Raw genomic sequence first — 23,045 nt, forward strand, 5'->3', positions numbered from 1 at the left:
CATGACACATGAAGATTATTTACTGACTATTGATGTACCGCCCAGTCTCGAAGAAACACTAGTGGATTGTCTACTTGGCCTGGACAATGTGCTGAAGTTTTCCAGCTTCTCTAGCAATGCCCATGACCACCTATTGCAAGATTTAAGTCTGGTCGAACAAGTCACTGGCCGTCAGCGCAAAATAAGCTTCCAAATCCATGTAGACAAATCGGGTGTGGCTGAATTAATCAATAGGTTAAAAACCGAATTTAGCGGTTCTGGCTTACATTACTGGGTAATTCCCATCATTGTCCACGGCAAACTATAAAGTATTAGCTTCCAGCGTTATAGAACAAAATACGAAGACCAACTTGTCCAGAAAGATTAAACAGCGGTGCTGGAAAAGATTTACGCTGTCAACTTGATTTGATTAAGGCTACGCTGCGAACCCCTCGATTCCACTGCGTTGCATCGAGGGGTTCACGATGATGCAGGCTATAGTAGCCCAACAAATACCCGCGAAGTTTTGGTGGCTTGCCTAGCGGCAAAGCCACCCTACATAAAGGTCTCTTGATAAAAGCCACGCTACAAATCCCTCGATTTCGCTACGTTGCATTGAGGCTACGGGCATCTTTAAATAGCCGGTTTTCTTGCTCTAAACGACACAAAACAGCATATCAACTATTAACGCAAACATAGCCTTTAAACAGAGGGGGGGTGAGTATTGAACTGTTTCAAGGTAACTATTGCTACCTAGCTTCACTTAGTGAAGTAAGTAAAGCTATTTTTCTGGCACACTGTAATGGCAGTTTGATTTATTTTTCCAATAATTCAAATTTGCCTGCTTTACCGTTCCATTCATCGGCACCCGGCAAAGCATCTTTCACTTCAGTGATAATTGGCCAAACCTTGGACAATTCTGCATTCAGTGCAATAAAGTGTTCTTGTCCTTCCGGCACTTCATCTTCGGCATGGATAGCATTTGCCGGACACTCGGGTTCGCATAAGGTGCAATCGATACATTCTTCAGGATCGATAACCAAAAAATTGGGGCCTTCATGAAAGCAGTCGACAGGGCAAACGTCAACGCAATCGGTAAATTTGCATTTGATACAGTTTTCGGTGATTACAAAAGCCATAGTGTTCTTCCAGGGTCTGATAAATGAACTCGTTTCCGGGCATGGCGGAAACATTATGGTTTCCTACTGTAAACACAGTAGGTAAAGAGTTAGTTTTATAAATTCGGGGTAAAACTGCAGACGGGTTTGATCTGCAGTTTGAATAACCGCTTATTTATCTTTATTACGTTCTTTAACTTCCTTGATAACCTCTTCCGCGACGTTGCGCGGGCAAGGGGTGTAGTGCGAGAACTCCATTGAGAACTGGCCGCGTCCTGAGGTCATGGTACGCAAATCACCAATGTAACCAAACATATCGCTCAGTGGCACATCGGCTTTAATACGCACACCGGTTACACCTGGATCCTGCGATTTAATCATGCCACGACGACGGTTAAGGTCGCCGATTACATCCCCAACATGATTATCAGGCGTAAATACATCGACTTTCATAATCGGTTCCAGCAATTGGGGGCCGGCTTTAGGCAGAGTTTGCCGATAGGCGGCGCGCGCTGCGATTTCGAAGGCGATGGAAGACGAGTCAACGGCGTGGAATGAACCATCGGTCAGATTAACTTTGAAATCCAGACAGGGGAAACCCGCCAATACACCTTTGTCCACACTGGCTTTAAAGCCTTTTTCTACCGCAGGCCAGTATTCTCTTGGCACGTTACCACCGGTAACGCTGGATTCGAAGACAAAACCGCTGCCTGGCTCACCTGGCTCGATGATGTAATCGATTTTCGCGTACTGACCGGAACCACCAGATTGTTTTTTGTGGGTGTAACTGTCTTCAATACGCTGGGTAATGGTTTCACGATAAGCAACTTGCGGCTTGCCGACATTAACTTCCACACCGTGGGTACGCTTCAGAATATCAACTTTGATATCCAGATGCAGTTCGCCCATACCTTTGATAATGACTTCACCACTTTCTTGATCGGTTTCAACTCGGAAAGAAGGGTCTTCCTGGATCATTTTGCCCAAGGCGATACCCATTTTCTCGTTGCTGCCTTTATCTTTTGGGGATATGGCAATAGAGATAACCGGATCCGGGAACACCATAGGCTCCAGAGTCGCCGGTTTATCCGGATCGCACAGAGTATGGCCGGTTTGTACGTTTTTCATGCCGATAACTGCAACAATATCACCAGCTTGGGCAGAATCACGCTCTTCACGGGAGTTGGCATGCATTTCCACAATCCGGCCTATACGCTCGGTTTTACCGGTAAAGGTGTTCAATACCGTGGTGCCTTTTTCCAGACGACCGGAATAAATTCGCAGGAAGGTCAGTGCACCGAATCTATCGTCCATAATTTTGAACGCTAGAGCACGTAATGGTTTAGCAGGGTCAACGATTGCGAAGGTACCGGTTTCTTTACCTTCCAAATCAACTTCTGGCTGAGGCTTGACTTCAGTTGGATTAGGCAAATAATCCACCACGCCGTTCAGCACCAGCTGTACACCTTTGTTTTTGAAAGATGAGCCGCCGTATGTAGGGAAGAATGCCAGATTAATAGTGCCCTTACGAATGCAGTTTTTGATGGTAGCCAGATCTGGCTCAACACCATCCAGATATTTTTCCATGGCATCGTCATCTTGTTCTACTGCTGTTTCGATCAGTTTTTCACGCCATTCTTCGACCAGATCCACCAATTCTGCTGGTGGCTCTTGAATGGTGTATTTCAATGGATCTCCAGAGTCATCCCAAATCCAAGCCTTACGAGTCAACAAATCCACCACACCGACGAAATTTTCCTCGGTACCAATCGGCAGATTCATGACTAAAGGCCGCGCACCTAATACGTCTTCCACCTGTTTTACGACGCGATAGAAATCGGCGCCCAGACGATCCAGTTTGTTGATGTAAATAACTCGGGCTACTTCCGAATCATTAGCATAACGCCAATTGGTTTCGGATTGGGGTTCAACGCCACCGGAGCCGCAAAACACACCAATACCACCATCCAAAACTTTTAAGGAACGATAAACTTCGATAGTGAAGTCAACGTGACCCGGGGTGTCGATGATATTAAGGCGATGCCCGTCCCACTCACACGAAGTCGCCGCTGACTGAATGGTAATACCCCGTTCCTGTTCTTGTTCCATGAAGTCTGTGGTCGCCGCACCATCATGTACTTCTCCGATTTTATGGATTTTTCCGGTCAGCTTTAAAATCCGTTCGGTGGTGGTTGTTTTACCGGCATCGACGTGGGCGAAGATACCGATGTTTCTGTAAAGCGATAGATCAGTCATGGTTACACTCTAAAATAGATGAAAACTTTACTCACCGGGCACCATGCCACGGCGTCTTCATGGACACTGTCAATGAAAATCCCCCCATTCTACCCGAAAAATTAAAAAAAACAGAATGTCAATTTTATTTCGACCAGTTTTGCGGTAGAGTATTCAGATTTGCAGTTTGCATCATCCTGATATTTAGCGGTTGAGGCGGGATTTTCTTTGCTGAATGAGTGACTCTGCCAAGCGATTAAAACCCCTGCTCTTCAGCCAGAATTTTCTTTAAGAATGGGATGGTCAACTTACGCTGGGCTGCCAGTGTGGCACGATCTATTTTTTCCAAAAGCAGCCACAGGGCAGGTAATTCATGCACATAATGGTGCAATAAAAACCGTCCAACCGAAGCAGGTATATCAAAACCCAAATAATGGGCCTTATGGGTCAAGGCTGCTATCAATTCATCGTCACGCAGAGCCTGGATTTTCATAGTCAAGCCCCAGGCCATTCGGGTTTTTAAATCCGTCAACTCAAAAGCTAAATATTTGGGTGGACAATCTGCCGCCAGCAATAGCTGATGATTATTTTGCCGGTGGCGATTATAGAAATTGAAGAGACTCTGCTGCCAGAGCGGATGTCCGGCAATATTCTGGATATCATCCAGACAAACCAGTTCCAGCATATCCAATCCATCCAATATTTCAGGCTCAGGCAGTTTATCCTTGGGGAATTGCAAATAAAATGGTTGTTTGCCCAATAATTTTGCCTGCTGGCAACAGGCTTGCAATAAATGACTTTTACCGCTGCCGGTCTCGCCCCAAACATAAATTTGTTGTTCCGAACCACCCTCAGCCAAGCGCTGTAATTGACTTATTATTTCCGCATTATTACCGAAAAAAAAACTATCAAACGTCTGGTTAGCTTGAAACTCAAACTGTAAAGCTACTTGTTTGCCCATCGATTTCAGATTTTTTCAGCTTTGTAAACATACATGCCAGCACCAAAACACAACAATAAACTGAACAATAGTTCCAGTAGGGCGTAAGGACGCTCTGGGACGCTAACATAAGCTTCCGCTACGCCATGAGCAAAATAGGGTAAGCTCAAATAAGTCATCCATGTGCAGCTTTTCAAATTCGCTCTTAGAAACCCTCTGAACGGTAACAGCAAAGGACCCACACTTATCAGTAATAATATAGCGGTCGGAAAACCTTGACTGGGAAATAAAACAGTATGCCAAGCCATTTGCAATAGAAACAAGCCGAAAAATCCGGCGCTGGCCACATAGTGGTAATAGACTCGCTGCATAATCAAACAATATCCAAATTCGGGTGTAAAAACCGGTTAACCGGCGCTTAAAATATCATAACAACTGCCAAGTTGCTGTAAACAGTCGATCTGTAGCAATCACAGACTCCGCATCGGACAACCAACTGAGTTTGCAGAATGAGGTGTATTCGACAGCCAGCGCCGAATAGCCCTCGTTCATTTTGGCATTAAAATGGCAGTCAGCTGAGTTTAATTGCTGTCTTGCTCAATGCAGCGATAGATGATTCCACCAGATAGAATTGCCTAATTTTGCCACAATGCCGAGTTGCATCTGCTCAGACGAGTTTTCCCGGACTATGTCAGTATGTGATATCCTTTAGAATATAAGATACCGGTATGTTTTTCCTAAACCATCATCGGGTTCACTTAATTGCGCTAGCCGTTAACAGCTTATAACTTTTGGGAATTTGGTAGAAATGGACATCCGCCCACCAGAAATCTGTATTGTCAGTACAGGCACTATTTTTCGAGCTGTTCGACAGCGCGAGCTTAGCCGCTTGCCAATATTTACGCATGACACCCTTTGTCATAGCCTACCCTTAAAGATTGTGCCGCACACTTTATGTTCAGGATAAAAAAGCTAGCTTTGAGCGTGAGCTGGGGGGCTTTTTCGACCATATTTATGACGAATTCCCAGCTGGCTTTCTTAGCTGTTATGGTTCGCCTACTTGATAAGGCCAGCTTTGGCGCCCACATCGGCCCGTTTTTTTTCGATTTTTTCGCGCAAATGGGTTCAGCACCAACTCTTATTCAAAAGCTACAGCAATCATTCGGCAACATAGCTGCTGCGCTAAGTGCATCGATTGGTATCTCTTTACTATTCTTTTGCCTGACCCTGCGTGCTGCACCCTTCTTTGCATGCTTTTATGGCTTGGCCGAATTTACCCTATTTATTGTAGCTCTGGGGCTCAATTTTTTGATCGGCTGTTTCTCAACGGTTTTAACAGTTTTGATGCTGGTTTTTTCTGTAATTATTATGTTGCTGTGCCGTTACCGGCGAGACACTTTGGTCGATCACGCTCCCATTGTTACCAAACTATTTCCTAAATTTAGTTAATCCGATATTAAGAGGTCTTTCATGCGCTGGCTTTATGTACCAAACGAAAACAAAGAAGGCGATCAGATCGGGCCGCGTATGGCGTTCGAAAAACTACATCAGCAGGGGGTTTTTTCTGCTTATACTACTTATTCTTATCTGGTCAGACAAAAAAATCTGTCCAGCCATCAAGATGCCTTGGACGATTTCGTGGCAACAGCCCGCGCCTTTGCACCGGATGTGATTTTTATCCAGCATCCTGATAATAATTACCCAATGGATAGAGTTTTTTTACAAAAACTTAAAGCCATTCCCAGTCAACCAAAATTGATACTTTATGAAGCTGATCCTTATGGCCGCATCATCAAACGTATGGACTCAACACTACGCGCGGTAATTGCCGAGACTGACATTTGCTATTTGGTCGGAGCCGGAATTTTAACGGATATGGCTTATGCCGCAGGCGCCAGAAAAATCAGGTTTGCCCCTCATTCTTATGATAGTCAACGCTTTGGCACACCTTGGCAACCTACCCTAAGTCGAACTTATGATGCCATCATGATCGCCAATTTACCCTGTCTAAAACGCATACCCTGGCTTTACGTACCGGGCGGACGTAAACGAAAGCGCACTGCGGAAATACTCTATAAGCACTTGGGCAACCGCTTCAGGGTATATGGCGGCCATCAGGGCTGGTCTGGCGTACCTTATTGTCAAGGCGGCATCGCCTTTGATAAACAAGGGGAAGTCATACGCGATGCCTGGATGAGTGTTAACTGGGGACACTACGACGATATTGCCATGTATGCCTCAGATCGCCTGCCTATCAGTCTGGCATGCGGAGTGCCGCATATCACAAATTACCAGGCCGGTTATGAGCATATTTTTGCCAATATCCCCGGTTTATTCATCATCAAAAGCCCATCCGAAGCCCTTGATGTAGCGCATTACCTGTTAAGCCTGCCTATAGAACACCGCAACGAATTGGGGTTTCAGGCCGCAGAATATGCTCGTGAACACTTAGAGGCCAGCGTGGTATACCGGGATATAGTGACGGTTATTCAGGAACAACTGGCGATAACTAACTAAGCACACTCAGTTTATCATGACTCTACATATTGCCATTGCCGCCCCGATTGCTACCGAACATGTCGCCCATCTTTTGTCAGGCACTACGGATGACTTGCCCAAAGGTAACAGTGACGCACCATTTACCAGTGTGCTGATTGCCGAATTGTTAAGGCAGGGCCATAAAGTATCGGCGTTTACCACTGATACCGGCATGTACCCGGATAAGCAAATCGTTAAAGCGCAGGGTACCAATTTTGACTTGTACATTTGCGCCCAACGCCGTCATGCCTGGCGCCCCAACAGTTGGCGTCCGGGCCGGGCGCTGGATGCGTTTGGCTATGAAAGACGGCTGCTGGCTAAGGCCATCAGCGCAGCCCAACCCGATATCATTCATGCCCACTGGAGCTATGAGTTTGCTCTGGCGGCCATTAAGACAGGGCTGCCGCATTTAATCAGCTGCCACGACGCACCGGCAGTGGTGTTGCGTTTTAGCCCGTATCCTTATCGAGCCATACGTTATCTGATGGCTCGCCAAGTATTTAGGCGCGGCAGTCATTTCTCTACGGTATCTGAATACATGGTAGAGCAATTGCAGCACTATGTTCGGTCGAAAATTGCTGTCGTTCCGAATCCACTTGCTGATTATGTGCTTAGCAGTGGTCATATCCGCCAGACACCTGACAGTTGGCAAATCGGCCTAATCTGCAATGGCTGGGATGCGCGTAAAAACCCTAAACCGGCTTTGCAGGCTTTTGCCATGCTCCATGCCAACCAACCGCTGGCGAAACTGCATGTTTATGGCCATGGGTTTGGTTCGGGTCAAGAGGCGGAAATCTGGTGCAGAGAGCAGAACATCAGCTCCGGCATAGTGTTTCATGGCGCTACCCCGCATCGACAACTGATTAGCCAGTTAGACAAGCTGGATTTATTATTGCATCCGGCGCGGGAAGAATCGTTTGGCGTGGTGTTGGCCGAAGCGATGGCGCTAGGTCTGCCTATCGTGGCGGGCAAGTTCAGTGGCGCTGTGCCCTGGGTTGTAGGAGCGGATAATAATGATACTGTGTCTTGTGCAGTTTTGACGGATATCAATGATGCCCATGCCATACTGACAGCGATCGAGGCTGCTATGGATCAGGATTATGCGATCCGCTCCGCCGCCGGATTTCACCGTGCCCGACAACTGTTTGGCTCAATCCAGGTAGCTGATGCTTATTTGGCTTTGTGCCGACAAATTTTGTTGCAATCGGCTACCTCGGTTAGTTAACACTTATACCAACAGGATAAGATGAATATCTTGAAGTTTTTCTACCAGTTGTTGATTAGAATACGCAATGCCTGATCGGTGCAAATATATATTTGACCATGATATTCATAAACTGACTTCGGCAAATAGTCATCACGATAATAGTATTGAGCAAATCGGCAGCCGACAACGCAGCACGAATCATTGCTCACTTAGCTTAATAAGCACTAACCATGATGTTAATAATGGACAAACACGCCCTTCAAACCAATGATTGGTTTGAATTTAAATATAGCTACTATATAAAGATGAGCAACAGGTAACTTTATGCATATATCCGTAAGATTTAAAACCCTTACTATTATTACTTTATGTCTATATATATTTTGGGGCACATTTGGCGTTGACATTATGTTAAATCCAGATGTGGAACGCTATCCATTCCACAGAATATTAATTGTTATTACTGCTCTGATCGTATTTTTTAATGGTCAACAGGTGTTGATGGTCTGCCGACAAAACAAGACCCTTATTGCATTAATTTCATATACATTACTTTCCGCACTCTGGGCTGAAAACTCACCAACCGTCATCAAATCATTTATATTTCTGATCTCAGCGTTTTTTATTTCCATACTGACAGCTATCGCATTTGCCGACAAAAACACCTCCTTAATCCGCTGGCTGTTTTGGTTATTTATTTTCATGAATATAGGCAGTATTTATTTTGCTTATACTCATCCAGAAATTGCCATTAATACCAAAGATTTTGGCAAACCCAGATGGGTGGGCATTACCACTCACCCTAATGCTCTGGGTGCCACAGGTTTAATTTTAATCTGGCTGTCGTCAAATCTATTCTTTTTGACTAAAAGCTTTCTGGAAAAAATTGCCATTATAACCGCGACTTGTATTTCATTATTTGTAATTATTAAAGCAGACAGCATGACCAGCCTGGTTGACTCATTCATTGTAATTGAAGTTGTTTGTTACTATTATTTATTCAATCGATTTAGCTTGCCAATCAAAATAATACTGATTACATTGGGGGTAATCGTGGTGTTATTTGGTTATTTTATTTATTTGGATGATGTAGATATCACCTCTACTGCTTTTAAGTCTGCCGGGCGCAGCTCTAACTTTTCTGGACGTACCGTTTTATGGGATAAATCCTTAAGCGCTTTTTCAGATAGTCCTCTTATCGGCTATGGCTTTGACGAACTTGATGGTTTAACTAAAAGATATCACCTGCTGATGTCGCACCTGCATAATGGCTATATAGAAATATTGGTTAAAGGCGGCATTATTGCTAGTATATTACTGTTATATATATTTTTGCAAACACTGTTTGAACAGATGTTTATCCGAGTGAAACGCCGCGAAAATTTTATTTTTTTAAACACCGGGTTCATTATGGTATTAATTCATAACATTACCGAATCTTCAATTTTAAAAGGCTTGAGCGCATTAAGCATAATATTAATCTTGATTATTGTTTCAACCAGTTTTTTGAGAATCTATCCAAAACAGCCAGATTCATGAATCCTTTACCGGTTATTTTACAACCTTAAAATGAAAATATTTTCTTATCTTTGCCCATATGGCTAACACTATTACCTTTAAAAACCTGGTAATATTTACTTTTGCCTTGTATCTGGTTTTGGATAATATAGGCATTGATATTACTTTAGGCCATGTACGTGCTGATCAGCGGCTTCCTTTTCACAGAATTTATTTATTTCTTACTGCCTTTATTTTTTTATTTAATATGCAGCAAGTAATTACGGCATTTCTGAACAATAAACTGTTTGTAACGCTGATTCTATATGTATTAGTTTCTTCCGCGTGGTCTTCGAGTCCCATCAATACGGTAAAAAACTTTACCGCACTATTAGCCATAATGACCATTTCTGTAACAGTTATTATGGTTTATTTTAATGATAGAAGACTGTTAATTAGAAGATTGTTTCAGCTGTTTTTTATATTCATTTTTGCCAATATTGTCACAACACTATTGTTTCCACAAGTCTGTATCGATACCGTTAATTTTGGCTACCCTCGTTGGATAGGCATAACCACCCACCCTAATGTATTGGGAGTAACAGCGTTAGTGTTGATTTGGTTAGCCTCAAATCTTTATTTTAGCGCAACGAGTTTTTTAAAAAGAGTAACAACCTTAATAGCCCTAGCAATGGGCTATTATGTTATTTTAAAAGCCGACAGCATCACCAGTCTATTTTCTTCTTTAGCCATATCCTGTTATGTTTTTTATTCTTACAAACTGGCTAATCTCAATTTTCTAGTCAAGATGTTTACTATTATATCTATTATTTTAATATTCATCACTATCCTAGGTTTTTATAAAAGCTTACCGGATTTGATTAGTTCCATACTGGAAACCGGCGGCAGAAATGCCACCTTAACCGGTCGCACTAAATTATGGCGCATTGCTTTTTTGTCTATTCAGGATCATTTATTTTTTGGCTACGGATTCGACGATTTACGCCAGGTTACGGAACGACAATATAAACAAAGGTATCAGATGTCTCACTTACACAATGGCTTTATAGAGATACTACTAAAAGGCGGAATTATCGGCATATTTTTACTGGCTGCTACAATTTTTAGAACCATTTACTATCAATTTAAATTACGTAAGAAATACAGGTACGACTGTATTTTTTTGAACTCCGGTTTAATTATGATTATTTTGCATAACTTTGCCGAATCATCTATTCTTAGAGGCACGATGACTATAGGTGTGTTTTTTATTTTTATAATCGTCTTTACAAATTTATTGTATCAGCATAGCCAATATGAAAATCTGGATTTGCATACCCGTATTTAATCGCATTGAATACACTTTAAAATGCCTGGCATCCTTACAGGTGCAAAGTTTTAGAAATTTTCAGGTCGTGGTCTGTGATCATGGTTCCAGCGATGGCACTACTGCTACTATCCAGGCACAATTCCCCGATATGGTAGTCCTTAACGCCGACAGTAACCTCTGGTGGACCGGTGCCATCAATCGCTGCCTCGCTTATGCACTCGAACATGCAGCGGCTGATGATGGTTTGCTGACCATGAACAACGATAATGAAGTGCCAGAAAATTATCTACAAAATTTGGCCATCCATTTTAGCCAATTTCCAAACTCGATAATTACTTCAGTAATACACGATATCAGCAGCGGCAAACTGATAGAACCCGGCTATCGGCAAAATTGGTTTCATGGCACCGCATATCCTGTAGACCATGCTAAACAACATGTAGTTGGTTATCCAGATGTGATAGCGGTGACCCACGCCTCCGGACGTGGTACCTTATTTCCAGTTCAGGTATTTAGACAATTGGGATTGTTTGATGAAATCCATTTACCGCATTATGCCGCTGATTATGATTTCACTTTTAAAGCCGCCAGAGCGGGTTACCCAATTTATATCTGCCGGGATTGTCAGGTTTTTTCTTATATTCAGGCCACCGGCATAGTTAAGGTACTCAACCGGTTTTCGCTTAGCAGTTTCGTCAATTATTTCACCAGCATCCGCTCACCGGCTTATTTACCAGCGCGTTGGTGGTTTGGTTGGCATAACTGCCCAAAATGGTATTTTCCGGTATATTTTATGATTGATTTAATGCGTATTTCGGGTGGATACTTTAAAATTTTTATCAAACCCTATTTATAACCGACTCTTGAACAATATTTATTGGCTTTATGCGTCAATAACCAACATAAGAATATGTATATTCTAAGCTGACTGTTCAAAAATAAAACGGCCTGTACTAATTTCATCGGCAAGTACCGCCGAGTGATGCCGTTAAAAGCCAAAACCAAGCTTTTTGATTATCTCGGAAGCTTATATCAAAAAATGCTTAGCCAGGCATACACTGTTGGTAATACTGCCCAAATAAAATAAAATCATTAGCTTGATCACATTCAGACAGGCATAACGTAGCTTATACCCAGCCAATTTGCACTAACAGATAAATTTCTTAAAACCAAAATACCAACCATGGACAATTCAAAACGTGTGGTCAAAAATACAGGCATACTTTACGCCAGAATGGCAATCACAGTACTGATTGCTCTTTACACCACGCGCTTGACTCTGGCTGTACTCGGTGCTGAGAACTATGGGCTTTTCGGGCTAATAGGCGGGGCTATTTCCTTGCTGGGTTTTTTGAACGCATCCTTGGCCAGTGCCACCCAGCGATTCATGTCTTTTGCTCAGGGCGCGGGGGAAATCGGTAAACTCAAACGCATTTTCAACATGAGCATCATTCTGCACATGGCTACTGCAATATTGGTGCTGGTATTACTAGAAATTGGCGGTCATATTTACTTTAACGGCATTTTAAACATACCGGCAAATCGTATGGAAGTTGCCAGTTATATCTACCAGTTTATGGTCGCCAGCATGGTGTTCACCATTATATCGGTACCTTATGATGCCATCATCACCTCTCATGAAAACATGACATTCATTGCGTTCATGGCCATTATCGAATCTGTATTAAAGCTGCTGATTGTGTTCGCCATCGGCTATAGCAGTTTCGATCATTTGCTAAGCTATGGCGCTTTGATGGCGGCTTTGCCGGTATTTTTGCTGATAATCCGGGTCGGATACTGCCACTGGCGTTATCAGGAATGTACGTTGCGGCCGGTGCGACACTTCGACACTATCTTACTAAGGCAGATGACCAGCTTCGGGGCCTGGTCGTTTCTGGGGGCCGCCAGCACAATGATTACCAATTACGGCCAGGGTATCATTCTGAACATGTTTTTCGGCACAGCCATCAATGCTGCCCAAGGTGTAGCCAACCAACTTAACGGCCAGTTAATCGTATTGTCCACCAATATGTTGAAGGCCTTAAATCCATTGATAGACAAAAGCGCTGGTGCCGGCAATCAGGCCCTGATGCTGAAGGCCACCATGATGGGCAGTAAACTGTCGTTTTTTTTGATCATGGCCCTGCACATTCCGGTATTGATTGAAATGCCGTACATTCTGGAGCTATGGTTGAAAAACATCCCGGATTCTACGGTGATGTTTTGCCGTCTGCTGTTAGTGCGCAGCCTAGTTGAGCATCTGTTTTTTCCGTTAGTGTCTGCGATTGCCGCAGTGGGCAATATCAGACCTTACCAGCTCGCCAGCTCGCTATTGACGCTATTGCCGTTACCAGTAACCTACTATTTATTCCAGTTAGGCTTTCCTGCCTATTACATCTATGTGGTATTTCTGGTTTACGCCATATTTGCTTCAGTCATTATTTTTTATTACACCGTTAAAAACTGCGGATTGCCGGTCTCCACATTCCTGTTTAATGTGTTATTTCGCTGCTGGCTCAGCTTTAGTTTTGTTTTTGGGTTATCTTGTCTGCCATATATTTATTTAGAGCCCAGCCTTTGGCGATGTATTTACACAGCGCTTACCAGTAGTTTAAGCTACTTGCTGATAGTATACCTGTTCGGATTTTCACCCGGTGAAAAACAGCAAATCACAGCATTACTGTCTACCATTCTTATCAAATTGAGAATCAAAAAATGTTCAGCGTAGTCATCCCGCTTTATAACAAGGCACATATTATTATCCGCACCCTGACTGCGGTATTGACCCAAACCTTTAGCGAATTCGAGGTAGTGATAGTCAATGACGGTTCGACTGATAACAGCCTGGAGATTATCAGCAAGATTGCCTCTGGCGATGCGCGTATCCGTATTATCAATCAAGTTAATCAGGGCGTCAGTGTCGCCCGTAATACCGGAGTTAAATCGGCCAATTATGACTACATAGCCTTTCTGGATGCCGATGACGAATGGTTGCCAGGTTATCTGCAAAAAATGCGCGAAGCCATTCAACAGTTTCCGGATGCGGTAATTTGGGGTTGTCCAAGTTGGCACCGTAACATTATGGACGGCGAAGCAGGTAATGCTTCATTGAATCGCTACCGGAATAAAATCCAAATAGCCCGTTACTTTGAAAACCCGCAAGCCATGCCACATATCAGCGCCACAGTGGTTGCCAAAATCGCTCTGATGCAAATTGACGGCGGCGATGCTTTCCCGCCCGGTATGAAATGTTGCGAAGACTGGAGCTGTTTCAACCGCCTGGCGTTTTTAGGAGATTTTGTCTATGTGGGATTTGCCTTGGCAATAAAAAATAATGGCGTACAGGGACAGATAACCGGGCTGTCAAATGCAGAACGGACAAATCTGATCGAACATATCGTGAATTTTTATAATCTTACCCAGGCTTTTTCCTTAAGCCAGCAGGCTAAAACGGACAAAGCAGAGTTATTCGAAATTTTCTTTCGCTATGATCTTAGACAAAGAATCATCTGCGCACTAAAGGAAAAAGATTATGCCCTTGTTAATTATTTGTTCGACAATCTTTCCCAGGAAAGCCTGGATCAGTTAAGTGGTTTTGAGAAAAGGCTGTATCAAAATCAAACATTGAACTTTATTGCCAAGCTTTATATCTACGCCACAAAATTAATATGGCGCGCACATGGCTTTCCAATAGTAGGCAAACCGGATTAAATAATGCTAGCAGTTAGTAGGGAAAATCGACAAACTGTTTAATGCCCTAATGAATACAATACTTTCACCGAATGGGTAAAACCTAAAACGTTATTCCCCAGTTTACTTTTAAACTCATCAATAACATTTTTTTCGATGTCTTTGCCGCAGTATTGCATTAAAATAATAAATGGCGGTTTAATATTATTCAAATTGTCACAGCGTAACGGTTTGGGAGAATCTGCATAAGATAGGCCAAATTTAAAAAGATAAAATGTTGCCTCATGAAATCTAAACATAGTATCTTGTTCAGTGGTATTTGGCTCTATAACAAAATAAGTCGCACAATTTTGACATTCTTTCTTTAATTTTAAAAAGGTTTTTGAAGCTGCTATATTGTTCTGGGCAGAATCGACTCCGGCAATACAAAGTTGATAATATAGATAGCCATTAGCTGCAGCAAAAACAGAACAGAATGCAAATATTATAACCGGGGACTTTATAAATTCTCTAACAAGAAGCGCTATCAATATCGAAAAAAGCGGCAAAAGCACGATAAAGTTTCTTGGTGTTGAAATCGGACTGACCGAATCAATCAACATCAAGCTAAAAATAAAAGCCATCCCTACCAATGCCAAAGCATTAAATATTTTTCGGTCAGAATTTTTCAGGGTATTGAATTTAACCTTGTTTCTAAACAGCAATTGCAGATAAAAAAAGCAGACACCAACAAAAACCACAGCGACAATGTCTTCTACCAACAGTGTATTTGCCATTTTTTGCAACACACGATTGATCACTGGCAACATGGCCTCGACAAAGATCGATACCGTGGTTTGCGGTCCATTGGAAATAATCCAAAAATTGCCACCTGCTCTATTAGTTAATGTTCCAATCCCTATATGTATTATTGGCCAAATCAGTAAAATACATCCGGCAATAAAATATGGTATGGATTTTTTGACGTCCTTACGACTCAAATATATCGATGCAACCAATATTAATCCAGAATAAATAAGCCCGAAATAATGCGTCAACGACAAACAAAGCGCTAAAAAGCACAACAATAAAACATCAGACACTTTGTTATGTAAATTTAAAACCGGCGTACAAATAAAACTGATAGTCAAAACGCTTGAAAAACACAAAAGCATCGCATAAGATCGAGCTTCTTGTGCATAGATTGCAAAAAAAATGTGGGTAACAAAGAAAATTATTACTATATAAATTACTGTTTCATCAAATATCTTCTTTCCTTTCTGCCAAATAAAGAAAATCGAGAAAAAGGCAAAAATCGTACTTAAAGATCTGGTCACCCATTCTTCATTATTAAAAACGTGTATCCATATATTTAGCAAAAATTGATACAAAGGCGGATGGACATCATTTAGTATCATTGTGCGGAACATCTCTTGCATTTCCACACTACCCCACGAAACTGAAAAAATCTCATCAACCCAATAGGAATAGTTTTTAGAAATTCCCTTTAAAACAAGCGAGAAACTAAATAGACAACAAGCAATAGCAAAAAATTTTAAAAAATTTTTTTTGTCGCCTGTTTTTATTTTCAGCAAACCAATATAACTGTTGGTATACGCCATCATGAAGCCTATAATTAAATATTAAGCCAAGTATTTTTAAAGCCTGATCTATGATTTAAGTGCCTAATTAATCCGAAAAAGAGGTAGCAATCAATGCCAAATAATTTCATAGTGTATCTGGCCTTGCAATGCATGACTCGTTGTAGCAAACCCTATTTCCCAAACATCACTTTGGCTACAAACGCTATAACTTGGCGCTTCGTTAGTTCAGCGTCATCGCATAAACTTAATATATCCATAATTCCTTTACAATTACTGCCATTCTCAGCCGACTCTGATATGTTTGTAGGTAGAACCAGCCAATGTACATTATGATCTTTGAGATATTTAGCCGCTTTATGAGCATACAAAAGGCACGAAGTCAGGATCAGTCAAGCCTCTCAAATCAATCAGATTTATTTTTCCTGCATAACCGATACCGCCTATATCAAAACTAGCTACCTTCTCTCCGGGCAGATTTTCAGCCAACCAATTTGCCATGCGTAAATGTGTAGCATTTATATGCTGTATGCCGGCAGCTGTAATTTGTGACCATCGCAATAGCGATAAAAAGGCCATTCCAATAATACTGATTATGAAAGCGCTATTCGCGGCAATCTTTACAGTTGAGCGGAGTTTTATATATTGACTCAATCTTTCTATCGATTCTATCCCCCCCAAGGCTAGTAAAGGAAAGCAAAAAATCAATAACATTGCCAAATAGCGCATTCCATGACCAGTGGTAGGTAACATAATGCAATATACTGACAGATTTACAAACACTAACAGCAATAAAAACAATATACGCCATGCCTGATACTTAGTCAAACGTAAACAACCGAAAATAAGCAGCGGAATAGACACAATCAAAGCAATTATTTTCAAACCGAAATACTTCACTCCAAATAAAAAGTCTACTATTTGCAGTGCAATTTTTTTTAACAGACTGCCAATTATAATTAATGGATTAGGTCTGACATCCCCAAACAACAACCATTTCCGTCCACTAAAAGTCACTGGCAATATTGAGTGCGAGGTAATAAAGTTATTTAATCCCACCAAAAAAATTGCAAATAAACAAGGTAGAGCGTGACTTACCCAATAATTTACCTGAAACTCCAAATATCGGCAGAAAAACCACCGCTTCAGAACGGGTAAGAATGGCAAATCCAATCAATTCCCCACTAATTAAAGCATTCATGGTGTCACCACCGGATTTTTTAAACCAGAAACCAGTGCTTAAAAATAGGCAGGCGATCAACAATAAATGTTCCATTCCAGTCACTACCAGCCAAACATGTAATTATTTAAACCTCCACCATTTGCGGATGCTGTCTTAACTCCAGGTAGTTGAGCTTATTGACTGCATTGATATAAGCCTTGGCCGAAGCGATGACGATATCAGTATCAGCACCGGAGCCGTTGACGATACGGCCGGCTTTTTCCAGCCTGACGGTGACTTCTCCCTGGGCATCGGTGCCGGTGGTGATGTTGTTCACCGAGTACAGGGCCAATGTGGCTTGGGTATGTAACAGGCTTTCCAAGGCTTTGAGGCTGGCATCCACAGCACCGCCGCCCTGGGCGCTGCCGGTGAGTTCCTGGCCGCCGCTGCGGATGGTGACGCTGGCATTGGGTACTTCGCCGGTTTCGGAGCAGACTTTCAGGCTGAGCAGTTTGATCTGTTCTTCTTCGGCAGCGCCGCTTTGTTCGGAGATCAAGGCTTGCAAGTCTTCATCAAAGATGTCGTGCTTTTTGTCGGCCAGTTGTTTGAAGCGGAAGAAGGCTTCGTTCAAGGCTGTTTCGCTGCTGAACGGCATCCCCAGTTCGATCATCCGGGTTTTGAAGGCATTACGCCCGGAGTGTTTGCCTAACACCATGCGGTTGGTAGACCAGCCCACATCTTCGGCACGCATGATTTCATAGGTTTCGCGGCTTTTCAGGACACCGTCCTGATGAATGCCGGATTCATGGGCAAAGGCATTGGCGCCGACAATGGCTTTGTTGGGCTGTACCGGGAAACCGGTAATGGAAGACACCAGTTTTGAACAGGTGACGATTTCCCGGGTATCCAGCCGGCTGTCACAGCCAAAGAAGTCCTGACGGGTGCGTACGGCCATCACCACTTCTTCCAAAGAGGCATTACCGGCCCGTTCGCCCAGGCCGTTGATGGTACATTCCACCTGACGGGCGCCGTTCATCACCGCCGCCAGCGAGTTGGCAACCGCTAAGCCTAAGTCATTATGGCAATGCACCGAGAAAATGGCTTTATCAGCATTGGGGATACGTTGCCGCAAGTTAGCGATGGTGGCGCCAAACTGCTGGGGCATGCTGTAACCCACGGTATCGGGGATATTCAGCGTGGTGGCGCCGGCATCGATTACCGCTTCCAGAATCCGGCACAAGAAATCCTCTTCCGAACGTCCGGCATCCTCCGGGGAAAATTCCACATTATCGGTATACTGCCGGGCCCGTTTCACCGCCCGCACCGCATGTTCAATTACCTGTTCCGGACTCATCTGCAGCTTCATCTGCATATGGATCGGTGAAGTAGCGATAAAGGTATGAATCCGGGCGCTGTTGGCGCCACGCAAAGCCTCACCGGCTCGGTCTATGTCTTTATTCAGAGCCCGAGCCAGACCGCATACCGTGCTGTCTTTCACCACACCGGCCACCGCCTGCACCGACTCAAAATCACCCTGACTGGCAGCCGGAAAACCGGCTTCAATCACATCGACTTTCAGGCGTTCCAGCGCTCGGGCAATGCGGACTTTTTCATCGCGCGTCATCGACGCGCCGGGACTTTGCTCACCATCGCGCAAAGTGGTATCAAAAATAATTAATTTGTCTTTCATGATCACTCCGTTCATGAAAATTGCGGTTTAACCGCCGGGAATACTAAAAAATGAGTTGGGTGGTGCGAATGAGATGTCTGGGTGCCCCTCAGGGCAGCAGCATCAACAGCAGGGCGAACAAGCAAGCACTGGCCAGCAGCAGGGCTGAACCAATAGGCTTGATTTTGACTAGGGATGCGTTCATGGCACTAACTATACTGGATTGCCAGGCTGGGCTCAAGTTTAGCCGACAACTAAGCCAATAAACTGTATAAGTATTGCCAATCAAATAAAGGGCCGGGGTCGGTTTTACGGCCAGGAGCGATATCACTATGAGCGACTATACGCTGCCGGGACAGGCCAGGATAGTGGTTGAGCAATATCCTGATCACGGCAGTGAGTTGCTGATATTGAAACTCGGTGTAACTCTGCTTTACCGAGCCTTCCAATTCGATGCCTATCGAAAAATCATTACAGCGCTGACGGCCTTGATATTCTGAGACACCGGCATGCCAAGCACGCTGATGGAATGGCACATATTGATTAATACTACCGTCGCGGCAGATTAATAAATGAGCCGAAACCTTAAGCTGATAAATTTCGGCAAAACTGGGATGGTCCAGAGGATTTAAGCGATTGGTAAACAACTGATTGATATAGTCCCCACCAAATTGTTCCGGGGGCAAGCTAATGCAATGGATCACCACTAAAGATATATCATTGGGATCTGGACGCTGATCAAAATTGGGTGATATCAGCTTATTGGCTATACTAAGATAATGCTCATGGATTATCATCGACCTACTTTTCCTTAGATGTATCTAGCGAAGATCAAAGCAAGACCAGCTGGCTTGGAGCGGGCAAAACCGGCCAGATTTATTGCTGACAGTATAATAGCAAGCTTTACCCAATCAGGTTTATTCCATGCAACCCAATAGCGCAGAGATAGCCGCATTTTTAGCGGAAGACATCGGCAGCGGTGATTTAACCGCGCAAATAATTCCAGAGGCCAGTTTGGCGACAGCTACTGTCATAAGTCGCGAAGCCTGTGTAATTTGTGGTCAGGCCTGGTTCAATGCGGTATTCCAACAGTTACACCCGACTATTAGCATCGATTGGTTTTGTGCGGAAGGTGCGACTGTTCCTGCCGATACTTTGCTGTGCCGGCTTTCCGGCCCAGCTCGGCCCTTGTTGAGTGGCGAACGTACCGCGCTGAATTTGCTGCAAACTTTATCGGCTACGGCCACCATTGCCCGCAATTATGCTGATGCGGTATCAGGAACCGGTTGCAAGGTATTGGATACCCGAAAAACCCTGCCGGGATTACGACTGGCGCAAAAATACGCCGTGCGCTGCGGGGGCTGCTTTAATCATCGCATTGGTTTGTTCGACGCTATTCTTATCAAGGAGAATCATATTATTGCAGCCGGTTCTATCGCCAGTGCCGTGGCCGCTGCCAGACTAACCAGCCATGCCACGATTGAGGTTGAGGTGGAAAATCTGAATGAATTCCAGCAAGCCCTGGCCGCTAAACCTGAACGCATTATGCTCGATAACTTTGCACTTGCCGATATGCGTCACGCTGTCCGGCAAAATGCCGGACAACTCGAATTGGAAGCCTCGGGTAATATTACTCTGGACAATATCCGTACGGTTGCCGAAACCGGAGTTGATTACATTTCGATTGGGGCCTTGACCAAACATGTCCATGCGATTGATTTATCCATGCGCATAGAACTGCAGCCCTAGCAGCTAGGAGCAGTATAATAGTAAACTTGTTTTATAAACCTGAACACGACTGTATATGACTGCCAGCAAAACTGTTTTTATTACCGGCTGCTCTTCTGGAATTGGTTACACCACGGCAGTCGCTTTAAGAGACCGAGGTCATCGGGTAATTTGTTCTGCTCGGAAACCTAGTGATGTTCTGCGCTTACAGCAGGAAGGCTTTACCTGCTTGCAACTGGACCTGGCCGATTCTGCCAGTATTGAGCAAGCGGTTCTGGAATTACTTGCTCTGACCGATGGTAAACTCGATGCTTTGTTTAACAATGCTGCTTTTGGTCAGCCCGGCGCAGTGGAAGATTTGAGCCGAGCCGCTTTGCGCAATCAGTTTGAAACAAATTTGTTCGGCACACATGAACTGAGCAATCTGCTGATTCCGGTCATGAGAAAACAAGGCCATGGCCGAATTATTTACAATAGCTCTATACTGGGCTTCGTGGCAATGAAATATCGTGGTGCCTATAATGCCAGCAAATTTGCGCTGGAAGGTTTGGCCGATACCTTACGCCTGGAATTACGCGGCTCGGGCATCCATATTATTCTGGTGGAACCTGGCCCTATTGAAAGTCAGTTTAGACGTAATGCCATGATTATGTATCAACAATACATAGACCCCCAGCATAGTTATCATCAAGCCACTTATCAGGCTTTAGAAAACCGTCTGCAAAAGCCAGGCCCAGCGGCACCGTTTACCTTACCGGCAACTGCTGTGGCGGCAAAAGTATTGGCTGCTCTGGAATCTAAACACCCAAAATGCCGTTATCCGGTCACATTTCCTACTTATTTATTCGCGATTTTGAAACGACTACTACCCAGCGCTTGGTTGGATAAAATTTTAGCGAGTGTCGATTGAACAGAATGCTTTTTGGGTTCATCTGGAACGTCATAATCGTGCAACAAACTTACTATCAAACCCTTTAAATTATGATATTATCGCGCAGGCATGTAGCCGTTTAAATGTCGTCCGGTTAGCAGCTATGTGTTCTTAATAAAAATAACTGTGAGGTTCATACATGAAAATTTTAAAAAGCGCTGTAATTGCATTTTCTTTAGCTGCTGCTATGGGTTCATTTTCAACTGCTGCCGTTGCTGAAGCCGGCAGAACCAGCTACAAACCTATTGACGCAATTAAAGGTGTACAAGAGCGCATTGCTACAGCGGAAGCAGCTATCAATAATGGCGCTGACGGCACTGAAGTAGCTGGCCTGATCAAAAAAGCATCTGACTTCGCTGAAGAAATCAATGCCAACGACAAAGTGTCCAGAGAAAACTCTAAAGCGCTGAAACATTTGAAAGCCGCTATCGCTTCTGCTAAAGCAGCAAATTTGCAAGAATCCAAAGAACATTTGGCTAAAGCAAAAGAAGTTATTGAAGGTTTGAAAAAACTGCTCTAAGCAGATCTGACGGGGTGTGTCTTCGCACCCCGTTTACTTATACCCAGTCAATGGGGATTTCACATCCATTCATAAATAAAATGCTTGCTGCAATTGGGCTTCAAGCCTAAGCAGTACTTGCCTGGCATTCTGTAAACCCTCTAGTTCCAATGGTATATCAGGACAAAGCAACAAACGTCTCTGCCATAAGTTTTTCAATTTTATCGCGTTCGCTGCAGTGAAATGATATTGCTCAACTAAGTGCCGATAGTCTTCGTCATCAATTTCAGCGATATGTGGCCTGCAACGTCTGAGCTGATCGATCAGCAAACTAATGCCCGGCAAATGCGCATCTATCCAGGCATTGACCCTGTCTAAATTAAAATCAGCCAACGGCGTTTCCCTGTTATCGGAAACTATTTTAATACAATGAATCAATTCGCTAGTGCTAAATCTTGCCGCTATTTCATAAAAACCCGCCGCTTCCATATCATACAGACCATCATCACTATAATCGGCCTGGGGCTTGGCAAAACTCAAAACTTTAGTCGTTGTGATGTTGTGCCGGAAAGGAAATTGTGGATAAAAGGTCCGGCCAGTGGCGGTATTGAGAATTTTGTCGGCTAAATAACAAGCACCAAGATCATGTTGACGATGGCCGGCGATACCGATATTAAGCATAATAGGTGAAAAACCTTGAGCAAATTTGGCCATGGCATAACCAACGGCACCCGCCATCGCAATTTTGCCCATCCCAGTCAACACCAGAACCGTATCGTGACTGGTGTATATAGTAAACGGGTGAGTTTCTACAGATTTCTTTAAGCCCAAGTGTTGAATGAGCGGCTTTGCTTCAGCTTGTAAGGCTACAAAGATGAATAGCGATGGCGCCATTAAGCAAAGCCAACTAATTTGAAACGTCTAAACCCTACGATCCAGCAC

The 23,045-nt window shown here is 43.6% G+C and carries 23 protein-coding genes; 12 read left to right on the plus strand and 11 right to left on the minus strand.

From position 1 onward, the window contains the following. The first annotated feature begins 1 nt into the window (after position 1). Entirely contained in the window at positions 2–307 is a 306-nt protein-coding gene (locus KEF85_RS15475; protein ID WP_215582113.1) for a DUF3240 family protein, read from the plus strand. A gap of 487 nt (positions 308–794) precedes the next feature. On the opposite strand, the gene fdxA is transcribed toward KEF85_RS15475, so the two are convergent. From fdxA to KEF85_RS16965, 5 genes are all read right to left on the minus strand, one after another. Beyond that, the gene (gene fdxA, locus KEF85_RS15480) at positions 795–1,118 is read right to left on the minus strand and encodes a ferredoxin FdxA (protein WP_215582114.1); all 324 of its coding nucleotides are present in this window, start codon (positions 1,116–1,118) and stop codon (positions 795–797) included. A 150-nt stretch (positions 1,119–1,268) separates the two neighbouring features. After that, positions 1,269–3,353 (minus strand): elongation factor G, encoded by a 2,085-nt coding sequence (fusA, locus tag KEF85_RS15485; RefSeq protein ID WP_215582115.1) that lies wholly within the window; start codon positions 3,351–3,353, stop codon positions 1,269–1,271. A gap of 235 nt (positions 3,354–3,588) precedes the next feature. Beyond that, positions 3,589–4,293: a DnaA regulatory inactivator Hda gene (gene hda, locus KEF85_RS15490; protein WP_215582116.1), complete on the minus strand. Its 705-nt coding sequence runs from the start codon at positions 4,291–4,293 to the stop codon at positions 3,589–3,591. A 5-nt stretch (positions 4,294–4,298) separates the two neighbouring features. After that, entirely contained in the window at positions 4,299–4,643 is a 345-nt protein-coding gene (locus KEF85_RS15495) for a DUF2069 domain-containing protein (RefSeq protein WP_215582117.1), read from the minus strand. Positions 4,644–4,698: 55 nt separating this feature from the next. Further along, positions 4,699–4,824, minus strand: coding sequence for a hypothetical protein (locus tag KEF85_RS16965; protein WP_281413651.1), 126 nt, complete (start codon positions 4,822–4,824; stop codon positions 4,699–4,701). 462 nt (positions 4,825–5,286) lie between these two features. Between KEF85_RS16965 and KEF85_RS15500 the strand changes: the two genes are divergently transcribed. From KEF85_RS15500 to KEF85_RS15535, 8 genes are all read left to right on the plus strand, one after another. Further along, positions 5,287–5,721, plus strand: coding sequence for an oligosaccharide flippase family protein (locus KEF85_RS15500; protein ID WP_215582118.1), 435 nt, complete (start codon positions 5,287–5,289; stop codon positions 5,719–5,721). A 21-nt stretch (positions 5,722–5,742) separates the two neighbouring features. Next, a complete protein-coding gene (locus KEF85_RS15505; protein ID WP_215582119.1) occupies positions 5,743–6,789 on the plus strand; it encodes a glycosyltransferase in 1,047 nt (348 codons plus the stop codon). Between the two features lie 16 nt (positions 6,790–6,805). Further along, positions 6,806–8,035, plus strand: a complete 1,230-nt coding sequence (locus KEF85_RS15510) for a glycosyltransferase family 4 protein (protein WP_215582120.1) — start codon at positions 6,806–6,808, stop codon at positions 8,033–8,035. 390 nt (positions 8,036–8,425) lie between these two features. Continuing rightward, positions 8,426–9,556: an O-antigen ligase family protein gene (locus KEF85_RS15515; protein ID WP_215582121.1), complete on the plus strand. Its 1,131-nt coding sequence runs from the start codon at positions 8,426–8,428 to the stop codon at positions 9,554–9,556. A 58-nt stretch (positions 9,557–9,614) separates the two neighbouring features. Further along, positions 9,615–10,862, plus strand: coding sequence for an O-antigen ligase family protein (locus KEF85_RS15520; protein ID WP_215582122.1), 1,248 nt, complete (start codon positions 9,615–9,617; stop codon positions 10,860–10,862). Then, positions 10,831–11,700, plus strand: coding sequence for a glycosyltransferase family 2 protein (locus tag KEF85_RS15525; protein WP_215582123.1), 870 nt, complete (start codon positions 10,831–10,833; stop codon positions 11,698–11,700). The genes KEF85_RS15520 and KEF85_RS15525 overlap by 32 nt, the downstream gene beginning before the upstream one ends. A gap of 327 nt (positions 11,701–12,027) precedes the next feature. After that, the gene (locus tag KEF85_RS15530) at positions 12,028–13,572 is read left to right on the plus strand and encodes an MATE family efflux transporter (RefSeq protein ID WP_215582124.1); all 1,545 of its coding nucleotides are present in this window, start codon (positions 12,028–12,030) and stop codon (positions 13,570–13,572) included. Beyond that, positions 13,560–14,555, plus strand: coding sequence for a glycosyltransferase family 2 protein (locus KEF85_RS15535; RefSeq protein WP_215582125.1), 996 nt, complete (start codon positions 13,560–13,562; stop codon positions 14,553–14,555). The genes KEF85_RS15530 and KEF85_RS15535 overlap by 13 nt, the downstream gene beginning before the upstream one ends. Positions 14,556–14,593: 38 nt before the next feature. On the opposite strand, the gene KEF85_RS15540 is transcribed toward KEF85_RS15535, so the two are convergent. The 5 genes from KEF85_RS15540 to ampD all read right to left on the minus strand — a co-directional run bounded on the left by KEF85_RS15540 (position 14,594) and on the right by ampD (position 19,742). Next, the gene (locus tag KEF85_RS15540) at positions 14,594–16,138 is read right to left on the minus strand and encodes a glycosyltransferase family 39 protein (RefSeq protein ID WP_215582126.1); all 1,545 of its coding nucleotides are present in this window, start codon (positions 16,136–16,138) and stop codon (positions 14,594–14,596) included. A gap of 333 nt (positions 16,139–16,471) precedes the next feature. After that, positions 16,472–17,137, minus strand: coding sequence for a hypothetical protein (locus KEF85_RS15545; RefSeq protein ID WP_215582127.1), 666 nt, complete (start codon positions 17,135–17,137; stop codon positions 16,472–16,474). 22 nt (positions 17,138–17,159) lie between these two features. Beyond that, positions 17,160–17,390: a hypothetical protein gene (locus tag KEF85_RS15550; RefSeq protein ID WP_215582128.1), complete on the minus strand. Its 231-nt coding sequence runs from the start codon at positions 17,388–17,390 to the stop codon at positions 17,160–17,162. Between the two features lie 31 nt (positions 17,391–17,421). After that, the gene (locus tag KEF85_RS15555; RefSeq protein WP_215582129.1) at positions 17,422–18,966 is read right to left on the minus strand and encodes a 2-isopropylmalate synthase; all 1,545 of its coding nucleotides are present in this window, start codon (positions 18,964–18,966) and stop codon (positions 17,422–17,424) included. A 233-nt stretch (positions 18,967–19,199) separates the two neighbouring features. Then, positions 19,200–19,742 carry a 1,6-anhydro-N-acetylmuramyl-L-alanine amidase AmpD gene (ampD, locus tag KEF85_RS15560; protein WP_215582130.1) on the minus strand — a complete coding sequence of 181 codons (543 nt, stop codon included), beginning with the start codon at positions 19,740–19,742 and terminating at the stop codon, positions 19,200–19,202. Between the two features lie 127 nt (positions 19,743–19,869). Here ampD and nadC point away from each other — a divergent pair, with 127 nt between their 5' ends. From nadC to KEF85_RS15575, 3 genes are all read left to right on the plus strand, one after another. After that, positions 19,870–20,694, plus strand: a complete 825-nt coding sequence (gene nadC, locus KEF85_RS15565) for a carboxylating nicotinate-nucleotide diphosphorylase (RefSeq protein ID WP_215582131.1) — start codon at positions 19,870–19,872, stop codon at positions 20,692–20,694. A gap of 55 nt (positions 20,695–20,749) precedes the next feature. Further along, a complete protein-coding gene (locus KEF85_RS15570; RefSeq protein ID WP_215582132.1) occupies positions 20,750–21,583 on the plus strand; it encodes an SDR family oxidoreductase in 834 nt (277 codons plus the stop codon). A gap of 160 nt (positions 21,584–21,743) precedes the next feature. Continuing rightward, complete coding sequence (locus KEF85_RS15575) at positions 21,744–22,124, plus strand: hypothetical protein (RefSeq protein WP_215582134.1); 381 nt, start codon at positions 21,744–21,746, stop codon at positions 22,122–22,124. A gap of 69 nt (positions 22,125–22,193) precedes the next feature. On the opposite strand, the gene KEF85_RS15580 is transcribed toward KEF85_RS15575, so the two are convergent. Beyond that, positions 22,194–22,997: a 5'-methylthioadenosine/S-adenosylhomocysteine nucleosidase family protein gene (locus KEF85_RS15580; RefSeq protein ID WP_215582135.1), complete on the minus strand. Its 804-nt coding sequence runs from the start codon at positions 22,995–22,997 to the stop codon at positions 22,194–22,196. Positions 22,998–23,045: the final 48 nt, after the last annotated feature.

The sequence above is a fragment of the Methylomonas paludis genome (assembly GCF_018734325.1).
Lineage (GTDB): Bacteria > Pseudomonadota > Gammaproteobacteria > Methylococcales > Methylomonadaceae > Methylomonas > Methylomonas paludis.

Coding starts and splice junctions, on each gene's coding strand:
- KEF85_RS15475 (WP_215582113.1), top strand. CDS start 2: ATGACACATGAAGATTATTTACTGACTATTGATGTACCGCCCAGTCTC.
- fdxA (WP_215582114.1), bottom strand. CDS start 1,118: ATGGCTTTTGTAATCACCGAAAACTGTATCAAATGCAAATTTACCGAT.
- fusA (WP_215582115.1), bottom strand. CDS start 3,353: ATGACTGATCTATCGCTTTACAGAAACATCGGTATCTTCGCCCACGTC.
- hda (WP_215582116.1), bottom strand. CDS start 4,293: ATGGGCAAACAAGTAGCTTTACAGTTTGAGTTTCAAGCTAACCAGACG.
- KEF85_RS15495 (WP_215582117.1), bottom strand. CDS start 4,643: ATGCAGCGAGTCTATTACCACTATGTGGCCAGCGCCGGATTTTTCGGC.
- KEF85_RS16965 (WP_281413651.1), bottom strand. CDS start 4,824: ATGAACGAGGGCTATTCGGCGCTGGCTGTCGAATACACCTCATTCTGC.
- KEF85_RS15500 (WP_215582118.1), top strand. CDS start 5,287: ATGACGAATTCCCAGCTGGCTTTCTTAGCTGTTATGGTTCGCCTACTT.
- KEF85_RS15505 (WP_215582119.1), top strand. CDS start 5,743: ATGCGCTGGCTTTATGTACCAAACGAAAACAAAGAAGGCGATCAGATC.
- KEF85_RS15510 (WP_215582120.1), top strand. CDS start 6,806: ATGACTCTACATATTGCCATTGCCGCCCCGATTGCTACCGAACATGTC.
- KEF85_RS15515 (WP_215582121.1), top strand. CDS start 8,426: ATGTTAAATCCAGATGTGGAACGCTATCCATTCCACAGAATATTAATT.
- KEF85_RS15520 (WP_215582122.1), top strand. CDS start 9,615: ATGGCTAACACTATTACCTTTAAAAACCTGGTAATATTTACTTTTGCC.
- KEF85_RS15525 (WP_215582123.1), top strand. CDS start 10,831: ATGAAAATCTGGATTTGCATACCCGTATTTAATCGCATTGAATACACT.
- KEF85_RS15530 (WP_215582124.1), top strand. CDS start 12,028: ATGGACAATTCAAAACGTGTGGTCAAAAATACAGGCATACTTTACGCC.
- KEF85_RS15535 (WP_215582125.1), top strand. CDS start 13,560: ATGTTCAGCGTAGTCATCCCGCTTTATAACAAGGCACATATTATTATC.
- KEF85_RS15540 (WP_215582126.1), bottom strand. CDS start 16,138: ATGATGGCGTATACCAACAGTTATATTGGTTTGCTGAAAATAAAAACA.
- KEF85_RS15550 (WP_215582128.1), bottom strand. CDS start 17,390: ATGGAACATTTATTGTTGATCGCCTGCCTATTTTTAAGCACTGGTTTC.
- KEF85_RS15555 (WP_215582129.1), bottom strand. CDS start 18,966: ATGAAAGACAAATTAATTATTTTTGATACCACTTTGCGCGATGGTGAG.
- ampD (WP_215582130.1), bottom strand. CDS start 19,742: ATGATAATCCATGAGCATTATCTTAGTATAGCCAATAAGCTGATATCA.
- nadC (WP_215582131.1), top strand. CDS start 19,870: ATGCAACCCAATAGCGCAGAGATAGCCGCATTTTTAGCGGAAGACATC.
- KEF85_RS15570 (WP_215582132.1), top strand. CDS start 20,750: ATGACTGCCAGCAAAACTGTTTTTATTACCGGCTGCTCTTCTGGAATT.
- KEF85_RS15575 (WP_215582134.1), top strand. CDS start 21,744: ATGAAAATTTTAAAAAGCGCTGTAATTGCATTTTCTTTAGCTGCTGCT.
- KEF85_RS15580 (WP_215582135.1), bottom strand. CDS start 22,997: ATGGCGCCATCGCTATTCATCTTTGTAGCCTTACAAGCTGAAGCAAAG.